Annotated in this window: 8 protein-coding genes; all 8 read right to left on the bottom strand. The window is 43.7% G+C overall.

Translation table 11 applies throughout. The annotated features are described in order from the left end of the window. Positions 1-119: 119 nt before the first annotated feature. The 8 genes from PSM36_RS01980 to PSM36_RS02015 all read right to left on the bottom strand — a co-directional run bounded on the left by PSM36_RS01980 (position 120) and on the right by PSM36_RS02015 (position 11,751). The gene (locus PSM36_RS01980) at positions 120-1,361 is read right to left on the bottom strand and encodes a 3-keto-disaccharide hydrolase (protein ID WP_076931987.1); all 1,242 of its coding nucleotides are present in this window, start codon (positions 1,359-1,361) and stop codon (positions 120-122) included. 126 nt (positions 1,362-1,487) lie between these two features. Then, complete coding sequence (locus tag PSM36_RS01985; RefSeq protein ID WP_076928557.1) at positions 1,488-2,318, bottom strand: N-acetylmuramic acid 6-phosphate etherase; 831 nt, start codon at positions 2,316-2,318, stop codon at positions 1,488-1,490. A gap of 53 nt (positions 2,319-2,371) precedes the next feature. After that, entirely contained in the window at positions 2,372-3,631 is a 1,260-nt protein-coding gene (locus tag PSM36_RS01990; RefSeq protein WP_076928558.1) for an MFS transporter, read from the bottom strand. A 70-nt stretch (positions 3,632-3,701) separates the two neighbouring features. After that, a complete protein-coding gene (locus PSM36_RS01995; protein ID WP_076928559.1) occupies positions 3,702-4,544 on the bottom strand; it encodes an N-acetylglucosamine kinase in 843 nt (280 codons plus the stop codon). A gap of 28 nt (positions 4,545-4,572) precedes the next feature. Beyond that, a complete protein-coding gene (locus PSM36_RS02000) occupies positions 4,573-5,916 on the bottom strand; it encodes a DegT/DnrJ/EryC1/StrS family aminotransferase (protein WP_076928560.1) in 1,344 nt (447 codons plus the stop codon). Positions 5,917-5,933: 17 nt separating this feature from the next. Further along, entirely contained in the window at positions 5,934-7,055 is a 1,122-nt protein-coding gene (locus tag PSM36_RS02005) for a family 10 glycosylhydrolase (RefSeq protein ID WP_076928561.1), read from the bottom strand. Positions 7,056-7,141: 86 nt separating this feature from the next. Beyond that, positions 7,142-9,889, bottom strand: a complete 2,748-nt coding sequence (locus PSM36_RS02010; protein ID WP_076928562.1) for a glycoside hydrolase family 78 protein — start codon at positions 9,887-9,889, stop codon at positions 7,142-7,144. Positions 9,890-9,909: 20 nt separating this feature from the next. Beyond that, a complete protein-coding gene (locus PSM36_RS02015; RefSeq protein ID WP_161947540.1) occupies positions 9,910-11,751 on the bottom strand; it encodes a beta-N-acetylhexosaminidase in 1,842 nt (613 codons plus the stop codon). Positions 11,752-11,764: the final 13 nt, after the last annotated feature.

Genomic DNA, 11,764 nt, shown 5'->3' on the forward strand with positions numbered 1-11,764 from the left:
AAGTGAGTTGATTATACAAAGATAGGCTCTTTTTTAAAATAAAATCGAAAAAAGCCCCGTCTTTTTAAGACGAGGCTTCGACTTATATATTATTAAGATAGAGGAAGAACGTTCAATTATTACAATGTTTTTAGCTGGAGATTTTTCCAAAGCACTTTAATACCTCCTCCGTCATGGATTTGCAAAGCGATACGTCCTTGTGCCTTGCCTATCTTCTCGTCGGTCAGGTCAACCATCTCTTCTCCATTCAGGAAAGTCTTTACATTGTCACCTTTTACCAGGATACGTAAGGTATTCCACTCGCCCTCTTTTAATATTTCTTCCTTTTCATCGGGAATCTGTACCAGCCATCCACGTCCGTAGGACTCATAGATGCCACCGGTGTCATGCCCTTTGGGAGCCACTTCCACCTGCCAGCCATTTACAATAGCGCCCGGTTCCACGAATGAGCGGATGAAGACACCGGAATTACCGTCAGCTTCCTGTTTGAATTCGACGGTCAGGTCAAAGTCATCGTAGTATTCACGTGTGGCAAGATACCCGTACTGTTTGTCCGGGCCGCTTTCGCACACCAAAAGACCATCCTGTACATACCATTTTTCGGTTCCATAGACTTCCCATCCGTGTAGGTCTGTTCCGTTGAACAGGTTCACCTCTTTGGTTTTACGGGGTAGTTCTTTGATCTTTACATTGCGGAACCATGCAGCCGAACCATGGTCTTGCAGGCAGATCACACCTTTTCGCGCCAATCCGTATTCAGGGGCATTTTCCCATTTGCCGCTGTGCTTGCGCACAAACCAATCCTCCGTCCAGGCCTCAAACTCAATCACCTTCTCACCGTTCAGCCAATGTTCCACATGACCGTTATCGAAAACGATTTTGGAGGTATTCCATTCTCCTGCCGGTTTGATAATGGTCTTTTCCGGATCGGTGGTATGCATGGCATAATCGGCCGCTGTTTTCTGCCAATCTTCTAACGGTTCGGGAAATCCGAGATCATCGATCAATTGGTATTCCGGGCCGGTCACATAAGGAACAGCAAACTTCGGATGTTCTACCACGTGGTACAGCACGCCGCTGTTACCGCCGTCAGCAATTTTCCAGTCCCATACCAGTTCGAAATTTTCATACGTTTTTTCGGTAACGATGTAACCGTGTTCATCGGCGCCTTCGCCCTTGGCCTGTATCATGCCGTCTTCAGCAAACCAGGGAGCAGTCAGTTCCTCGCCATTGTAATCGCGCCACCCATTGAGTGTAGTGCCGTCGAACAGCAGTTCCCATCCGTCGGCAATCTCCTGTTGCGTCAGCGTGTTGTGCTTTGCTTCGCCTGTACAACCTGTCATTACCATAATCATACTCATTAGAGCCAATAAAATAAATTTAGAATTCATCGCTTCTTTTTTAAAGGATTAAACTTTATAGTGGGATAATATTGAATACAAAGGTACGGAAATGATGTTAATTTGAAAGTTTTTTTATGAAAATTCTCAGGAAGATAACCATCCTTGTTCTTTAAGGTATTGTTCTGACTTTTTTACATTGCCGCATTTTTTAATGACTTCTTTGGCAAATTCGTAATCGGTGATTTGTGGGTTACGTTCCATGAGCATTCGAACGGAACGATCCACTACTTTATTATTGATCAACCGGGCATTTACCATACGGTTTCCTTCTACTCTTCCCAATCGTATCAATACTGTAGTGCTGATCATGTCGAAGATCATTTTCTGTGCCGTTCCGCATTTCATTCGGGTACTTCCTGTAACAAATTCAGGTCCGGTAATCACTTCGATTGGGAAATCGGAGTATTGCGAAATGAGTGAGTTCGGATTGTTGACGATCGAACCGCAAGGAATACCGTTTTCACGGCATTTTTTTAAAGCGGCCAATACAAAAGGAGTTATTCCGCTGGCAGATATGCCTATTACGATATCCTTGGGAGATATATTTTCTTTTTGCAGGGAATTCCAGCCTTCTATCTCATCATCTTCTTTTTCTTCGAGGGCGAAGACGAGATTTTGTACTCCCCCGGCAAGAATCACATTTATGATCCCTTTTTCTATCCCATAAGTATTGGGTAGTTCAATGACGTCGAGTACGGCCAGCCGTCCTCCGGACCCACATCCCAGATAAAACATCCTGCCCCCGTTTTTTAATTGCCGCTCGATGGCACTTATCAATTTCCCTATTTCCGGTAAAACTTTTTCGATGGCCAAGGCCACGATTTTGTTTTCGGTATTGATATTCCGGATTAGTTCATCTACCGTTTTCTTTTCCAGATCATCATATCTGGATGGTTGTTCTGTTAATCTGACCATTTGTTCTCAATTTGTTGCATCCATCTTTTGATGGTTGGTTTCATATCCTGATATTATTTTTTTAGTCCCGCTTTATGCCCGGCTATCGCATAATAAAGAATATACAGATAGCAGGGGATAAATAACCAGTAAGCTTTCTGAAAATCCATTGCTTCACTCACCATGCCTGTCATCTTAACGGCATCGAGGATAAATCCGAACACCAGAGGAAGAATGGCCCCTCCCACAATAGCCATCACCAATATGGATGACCCCGATTTGGTGAATTTTCCCAACTTATCGATGGCCAATGCCCAGATCGTACCCCACATCAGGGAATGGGCAAATCCCAATACTCCCAGACAGTAGATTGCCTGTTGCGCGGGAATCCGGACAAGACAAAATGATGCGGACAAGGCGATCAGGGTAAACAAGATCAATGCCTTTTTTTGATGCATCACTTGTAAGAGAAAGATACTGACAATATATCCGATCACCAATCCTAAGGAAACAATACCCGAATACTGCGCCGGATTATCAAGACCGATAGCCTTGGAAAAATCAATCGCCGACGCCATGGGAAGAGTTTCCACACCTACGTAAATAAATAATGCGATAGCGCCCAGAATTAGGTGCGGAAACTGCCGGATACTTGTTTTCTTATTTGTCGCAAGCATTTCATTGTGGCTGTCTGCGTCTTGCGTATCCTCTTCTTCTCCAACGGCTTTCACTTCAGGCAGGGAGACGAAATAAATAAGGATTGCCAGAAGGATGATCACTCCCGCAGCAAGTCCGAAAGGAATGTAGGCCTGATCCATTAGCGGATTTTTCACATCAATGAACAAGCTGAGGAAAATAGGGCCAAGATACCATGCCGATTTGTTCATGATTCCCATAAAACACATGCGTTGTGCAGCCTTTTCTATGGGCCCGCAAATAGTAACATACGGGTTGACAGCCGTCTGTAACAAGGTATTTCCTATTCCCCCGATAAACGAAGCAACTAGGAACATGTAAAAACCAGCCATGGTAGCGCTCATATTGGCCGAAGGAATAAATAACAGCATTCCCAGGGCCATGATCAGCAAGGCTATGACCATGGATTTCTTGTAGCCGATCTTCTTTATCAGCACGCCTGAAGGCCTTCCAAAGATCAAAAAGGCGGAAAAAGTAGCCGTCAGCACCAGATAAGACATTCCTTTGCTCAAAGAAAAAGCCCCTTCAAGGATAGGAACCATAATACCATTGATCCCCACACCGAAGCCAATAATGAAAAAAGCGACCCCGATAATCAGGAGCGGGAATAAATAATTGGATTTATTTTTTTTGTTCATAATGGTTATTTAGTTGTGCATAAAGTGTAGTTTCCAAAATAAAGTATTTAATTGTTTGAAACTTCCGCTCCTAAACTTGATGAAAAGCAATAAGGCCTTCCATAGGACTTTGGATGATCTTTCCCGTTTTCATCCCGAACTCTTCCGCCACAGTCGTCAGGGTATCCATGAATACCCAGCCGATACTGCCTACACAGTTAAACAGGTACCCGGAATAATCCGGGTAATACACGACAATGTTCCTGAAAAAGTCACGGAAGCAGTCCCGTTTCACATTTTCAATATACGTATGTCCGGATACCTGCTCCCCGCTCAGAAACCGGGCGAAAGACGCACAATAACGGTTCGGCATGGGATTAGCGTAGACGCGGTCGATCAGTTCATCGGGTGACAGCCGGTACGTATCGTAGAAAATCCCTCTGATATCATCCGGCATATGTCCACGGATAAAGTCTTTTATAAGACGTTTGCCCATATATGCCCCGCTTCCTTCATCGCCAAGAAGGAAGCCCATCGAGTCGACGTTATGTGTAATTCTTTTTCCGTCGTAAAGACATGAGTTCGTACCTGTCCCCAGAATGGCGGCAAATCCGGGATCATGTCCCAAGAGTGCCCGTGCCGAAGCCATCAGGTCCATGGCCACATCAAACCGGGCTTTGGAAAATAAGGGACGCAGGGCATTTTCAATTACCGCGTATTTATCTTCATAACAGCCTGCCCCGTAAAAAGCAACTAATTCGATCTTATTCCAGTCATATTCCATGGGCAAACTTTTGCGAAGGGAACCGGTAATTTCCTCAGGATCATTGTAACACGGGTTGTATCCTTCACTTTCGAACCGAAAGACAATCTGCTGTTCTTTAACTAATGTCCAGCTGGTTTTGCTGGATCCGCTATCGGCTATTAATATCATGTTTGACTTGTTATCTATTGAAACACTTTTATTTCTTTAATTCTTTTGCGTATTTCTGAACACGTCTGACGGCTTCTGCTATCTTTTCCATATCGGAACGACCGCCGAGCAATGTAGTTTGTGTAAACCACACCGACTCTTCCCCGGTTAATGTATCGTTCTGCGGGCATTGGATACGCTCTAACCACTCTTGCATGCCTTTCTTTCCATAAATCTTCAGGTAATGTTTGTTTCCGGCGAGACCTTGCACATATGCGCTACTATTCATTTGTCCGTATCCGCTACTGCATGGAATACCCTCGGCAGACAATGCTTCTATAAATCGCTTCCGACTCAGATTTTGAAATTTGGTCTTATCATAGCGGAACATGTACAGGTGATAAGCACTGTTGGTCGTTCCCTTATATAGTTTAGCCGGAATAATACCCGGTATTTCATTTAATAAATTCGTCAGATAAGTTGCATTTTCACTTCTTCTTTTCACTTGCTGCGCTAATCTTGTCATCTGCGCCAACAATAAATTTGCCTGAAATTCGGTGAGGCGGAGATTGGTACCCCTTGTTCCCTCTCCGGTAGTGTAAGAAGTAGATGTACCTCCTTGTCCCTGGTTATGAAAACCATAACATTTACGAATAAATCCTTCATCATTACTGGTTATCGCGCCGCCTTCGGCACAATTCAGATTTTTAGTAGATTGAAAACTGAAAGCCCCGCCTAATCCTAAAGATCCGACCTTCTTCCCTTTCCATTCTGCCAGATGTGCCTGACAGGCATCCTCAATAATCGGCAAATTATGGTTACGACCGATATCCAATATCCTGTCCATGTCAGCAGGAGACCCTCCGATATGTACCGGCATGATTAATTTTGTTTGATTAGTGATGGCAGGTTCAATTTTATCCGCATCGATCTGAAAAGTTTCCGGATCCGTATCAATCAGAATAGGTAGTGCATAGTTGAGAACCACTACGTTATAAGAAGCCACAAAAGTATATACAGGAAGGATCACCTCATCACCGGGACCCACATCCAATATTCCCAACATAGTGTAAAGTGCACTGGTCCCGCTGGATACGGCAAGCGTATGATGGACGCCGATCTGTTTTGCATAAGCCTCTTCAAAGGCAGCTGTCACGCTTCCGTCCAGACGCCCCCATTTATTGCTGTGCAGGACGTCTAATAATGCTTTTTCTTCCGTTTGGTCATAAACAGGCCAACGGGAGAATCCAAAGGTGTTTTTCTTCCCTCCTAATAAAACGGGTTTATTATTGCTGCTGCTATTTCTTGCAAAGGTAAGATTGGGCATCAAAGTTAAACCGGCTCCGGCTATCGCCGAAGTTTGAAGGAATTTTCTTCTGTTGATCGTTTTCATTACTGTTCGTATTTATTCTATTCTTCTTTTATCGCTTTCCAACTATCATCCGTGATGGTCCCGTATCTGAACACGATGATTCCTTCAGCACCTCCGTCGAATGAATATTGGATCTGTTCTTTCAGTTGTTCGGCAGTAACCCCGTCAAAAGCCTGGACGCCGGAATAAATTTTACATTGTGGATCGACAAGACCTTTTGCTCCTTCCGTTATGGTCTGTAGCCAATCGGTGGACTTTCCAAAAGACTTAAAATACGCCATCGGGCTGATCATATCCAGAATAGTGGAATGAAGCTTGTAGTTCTGGGCATAAAAAACATCCGAATATGCCGGATCTGTTGCTCCTTCGGGCATGAAAGCCGCATTTAACTCAAGGTCGGGCTTAATCTGTTCTATGGTTTCCCTGATCGCCTCGATATAGTCATAGACTACATCTTTTCTCATCTCCACCCATTTAACCACATCCGGATCCCCGTCGACATACAGATTCACAAAACCATTATTCGTGACATAGTTTGTATAATTGGGCTCCGTATCAAAGAAACCCAATAAACGGATCGTATCACAACCTAAGGACGCGGCTTTTTGAAGGGAATAGGGATCGAATGAATAAACAAAGTGGCTATATCGAATGCAATCGAGATGGATTCCGTCACAATTGAAATTGGTCAGAAAATACCGGATGTTATCCAATACATATTCTTTGTATGGCGGATAAAGAAGATTGACTTTGTTGTTATTCATGGGATATGGTCTGGTATTTACAGAGGGGTTTGGACAATGATAAATGCCTGCCTGAGGATTTGCAGCCATATAGACATCATCGTCACTGATTATATACCAGAGATGAACCTTTATTTTCTCGGCATGTGCTTGTGTGATGAATTCAGTCAATTTTTCGGCGGAAGTTTTTTTACCGGCGGTGCCCTTGACTAAAAAGTAAACTTGGTGAATATTGTTTTCAACCAATTTATTTACAACTGTCTGAACATCCTCATCAGATAAAGCGTTTCCCCACATCCATACTCCTTGTGGAAACCCGGCAGGTTCGGTTTTTTCCCGGTTACAACCTGAATATACCAAAGAAAAACTCAAACACAAGAGCAATACGATACTATATCTTGTTATAAACTTTTTCATATAATTATTTTTATAAATTATTATTTTTTTAAAGATTGGATAGAGTTCGAAAACAGAAGAACTCCGTATTAACTGACACTATTTTTTTATTCAACAATGAAATGATAATTCCCCGAGCCGACTTTATAAACGACATATCCGTTATCCGTACCTATTAATTTTACCCCTTCGGCCGAAGATGCCCTTTTACTACCTTCAGCCACATCTTTTTCTGATAGAGCGGCAATATAAACGGTTGCAGTAGTATTACAGGGCACGGTGATATCCCAAATAAAAGATTGGCCTTCTTTCTTCCATGAGCTTTTAATCAACCCGTGTATCGAATGGTATTCGGAATGCACGTAATCCAATCCTTCCACCGGGATTGGTTTCATGATGATATTTTTAAAGCCCGGATTATCAGGATCGGCATTGATCCCGGCCAAACGTTGGTATAGCCACGTCACAAAATCACCCAGCAACATTACATGGTTTGCCGAATTCATCTTTGGCGGCGCAGTATCCCCGTTCCAGAGTTCCCATATTGTGGTCGCACCATTTTCAAGCATGTATCCAAAACCCGGGTATGTTGTATTCTCTGCTATTTTTAGCGCCAGATCCGGCCGGCCGTTATCGGTAAGAGTTTGCATCAACCATTGCTGGCCAATTGCACCGCAGCTTGTATGACCGTCATAATCATGCTCAATGCGGTGAACGATGTGATCAAAAACTTTACTTCTCAGTGCAATCGGGGGAAGGTCAAAAGCCAGCGCTACCACATTTGCCGTTACGGTATTGTTCGCATAATAAATGCTGTCTTTATGAAGGTAAGTACGGTTAATAGCCTCTTTCATCTTGTCTGATAATTGCCTGAATTCCCCTGCATCTTCTGTCTTGCCTAAAAGATGGGCATATTTCTCCATAAGGATGAGGTCATAATAGAAATAAGATGAGCCGAGATAATCTCCCGGTGTGATGGTAACAGGATCCTTGGAATGGATGACACTCCTGTCTTCTGAAACCATACACCAGTCGCCATACGAGTCCCTTGGCAGCAGGTCGTCTTTCATATAGTTATCCCGCATATGGGAAATCCACCTCTTCAAAGCATCATAATTGCCGGCAATGACCTTACTATTCCCAAATTGCCGGTAAAGGCAACCCGGAACCATGATAAATGTCGAAGGCCAGGTTACATTATCGGAATATACCTTTCTGTACGTCGGATTTACATCGGAGATACTTCCGCTTGTTTTTTGTCCGTCGGAAATATCAGCCATCCATTTGGAGTAAATTGCATTATTATCAAAAATAAAACTCTCACCCAAAGAGCCGGCAGATCGATCCCCTAACCAGGCTTGGCGTTCATCGCGCTGGGGACAATCGGTCGGGACACTGCGGTAATTACCCCGGATTCCCCAATAGGCAGCATTATAGATCCTATTGATCATATCCGAAGAACAATTAAACTGCCCTGTTACCTTAAGGTTATCGTGAACCACTTTTCCCTCGATCATGTGTAAGTCCGGTTTACCCGGATATCCGCTAAGCTCTACATACCTGAATCCGTGGTAGGTGAAACTCGGCTGCCATTCTTCCATTTCTTCGCCTTTTGTAATATACACATCCGTTTGTTTTGCCAGCCGAAGGTTAGCCACATTAAGCTCCCCATCCGGATGTATCGTTTCGGCAAAACGTAATTTTATTTCTGTCCCTTCCGGGGCATTGACCCTTAATGCTATCCAACCTACCATGTTTTGCCCCATATCATACACATACACCCCGGGTTTGATTTCTTTGATTGCTTTTGGCTTCACCGTTTCTATTATTTTGATGGGCTCGATCATCTGGGCTTTTAATTTCTCCGACGGGTTTGAAACCCTTTCGGCTTTTATCCACCGGGAGTCATTGAAATGAACCCTGTTCCAGCCCGGCATTTCTTTCCGGGCATCATATTCTTCACCGTCAAATTCATTATTAAAGGTAATCGGGCCATCTGCGGTCATATTCCATGTGGTATCGCTTATTATACTTTGCCTGCTGCCATCAGCAAATTCTATATTTAATTGAAAAATCATTTTAGGAAACCCGTAATTTTGATCCCATTTGACCGGGGCAAAATAGCGGCCGCTGCCGAGAATGACTCCCACGGCATTTTGGCCTTCACTGATTTCTTTTGTAACATCAAACGTCATGTAATACGACGTTTTCGGGTATTCCGACAATGCCGGGGCCAATACCTGGTCGCCTGTTTTATTCCCGTTGATATACAATTCGAACAACCCCAGGCCGCAGATATATGCTGTTGCCCGTTTAACTTTTTCTGCAGCGGCAAATTCTTTCCTGAGATAGCGTGCAGACAAGCCGAACTGTTTATCATTTCCCACCAGGCTGTCTAACCCTATCCAATAACCTTCCCAGTCGGCTTCGTCCAGTAACCCCATACTCCATTTTGCCGGTTCACTCCAGGCAGATTCCTTTCCTTCGCCATCCCACACCTTCACTTTCCAAAAGCACTCTTCTTCCGAATTCAACTCTTTTCCATTATAGATTATGTGTATGCTTTCATCCGACCCCACTTTTTTTGAATCCCACAAATCGCCTTCATTCGAACCTAATTTTTCCAGTGAACTTGAAACCAGTATCCTGTATGCCGTTTGTTTTTGATTCCTTTCCTCTGAAGCGGAATACCACGACAGATGCGGATTGATTATATCAATACCGGACGGATTAATCAAATACTCACATCGCAAATTTTCAGGGGAAAGAGTACCATCATTACTTTTTCCTGCACATCCCGCAGATACCAGTAATACGACGAACCAACATCCTATAAATATGAATTTTGTCTTCATTCTCATAAACCATTTGTTTTTCAAAACTTCTTTTCAATCATTTTACCTACTTTACGGCCGTTTTTCAGAAATCCCTGGGCACGGATTATGTCACCCTGGTTTACTGTTATGGAGTCGGAGTAAACCAGTGAACGGATGGTCGGCCGGTTACCATCTATGGTATAATAGACTTCTGCACCGGGATAGTCAATGCTCAACCGGATTTTCTTAGGAAAATCCGCCTTACGGTCGAAATGGAAAATCACATTATAGAATGCTTTACTGTAATGGATATCTTTATGATCGAGTCGTGCAAACCCTTTGACCATGCGTTTGCAAAAAGAATCCCAATCCTTGTCTTCTTTTGCGCACCAGGCTACTTCAGACATGGCCACAGCCCTTGGGAAAGCCATATATTCCGCCCTGCGTGGTGTTTGTATGTATTCCGTCCACACACTTCCCTGTTGTCCGATGAAATATGGGTGATATTGTTGCGGAACGGTATCCGGTATCGGGAAATAATTGTACACTTTCTCCAACGGCAAAAACAAAAACATGGACAATTCTTCCGTATCCGGGTCTTCCTGGTAATAATCAAGATAATTCCAACGGTTGGCAGTCACAATAGTGTTCAAGCCTTGTTTGGCGGCACGAACGGCAGGATTGTGTCCGCGGTACGACATGACAATTGTTCCCGGGACAGCTCCCCCATCAAGAATTTCGTCCCACCCGATCACGGTTTTATTGCCTTTCTCCTTCAGGAACTTTGCCATACGTTGGACAAAAAATATCTGCAACTGGTCTTCGTTTTCCAATCCCAATACTTTCATCAAATCCTGGCAATAAGGACTTTCCTTCCACCGGGCGCGTGGACATTCGTCACCTCCAATATGGTAATAAGGGGACGGAAAAAGGTCGAACAGTTCAGTAAAGACGTTTTCGAGGAACCGGAAGGTGGTTGCCGAAGGACAGAAGACATCTTCTTTGATACCCCAGGTCGTCGCCACTTCATATTCTCTGTCGGGAAAGCAGGATAATTCGGGATAGGCGGCAATAGCCGCTGTGGCATGTCCCGGCAGTTCAATCTCAGGAACAACAGTGACATATCTTTTACGGGCGTATTCCACCACTTCCTTCACATCTTCCTGGGTATAAAAACCACCGTGGGGAATGCCATCCCCTTCTTTTGTTTCCCCTATCGGGCTTTCTTTTCTAAAAGCTCCTATTTCGGTTAGCCGTGGATATTTTTTTATTTCGATCCGCCAACCCTGGTCTTCCGTAAGGTGCCAATGAAAGAAATTCTGCTTGTGCATGGACATGACGTCAATAAATTTCATGACCAGTTCTTTGGGCATAAAATAACGTCCGGCATCAAGCATAAGACCGCGATACGGAAACGTTGGGGCATCCTGTATCTCACAACAGGGAATCTCCCATTTCAAACCACCTGCTTTTGTTTCACCGTAAATCTCGGCAGGCAACAACTGGTATATCGTTTGGATTCCATAATACATCCCGTTGGGTGTAGTAGCCGTTATGACTATATTTTGCGGGGTAATATGCAGGGTATATTCTTCATGGCCCATTCCTTCATCCTTTTTGAAAATAATGCTGTTAGGTGTTGTCCCGGAAGAGGGGAAGGTACGCACTTTTATATCTATTCCGGTACAGGTTTTTATCCGGTCGGCAAAGTCCACCGCTATTTCTTCTACCAGAGTGTCTCCCTCAGGAATGATAATTGCCGTATGTTTGTTGATTTTAAATTCACCGGCTAATTCTTTTAATGACTTCGGTTTGGGAATGATCCCGTATCGGACATTGTCAGTTGCAAAAACGTTACAACATACAATGATTACAACTACACAAGAAATTATTTTTTTCATACGATACATTATA

The sequence above is a fragment of the Proteiniphilum saccharofermentans genome, assembly GCF_900095135.1.
In the GTDB taxonomy this organism is placed as follows: domain Bacteria; phylum Bacteroidota; class Bacteroidia; order Bacteroidales; family Dysgonomonadaceae; genus Proteiniphilum; species Proteiniphilum saccharofermentans.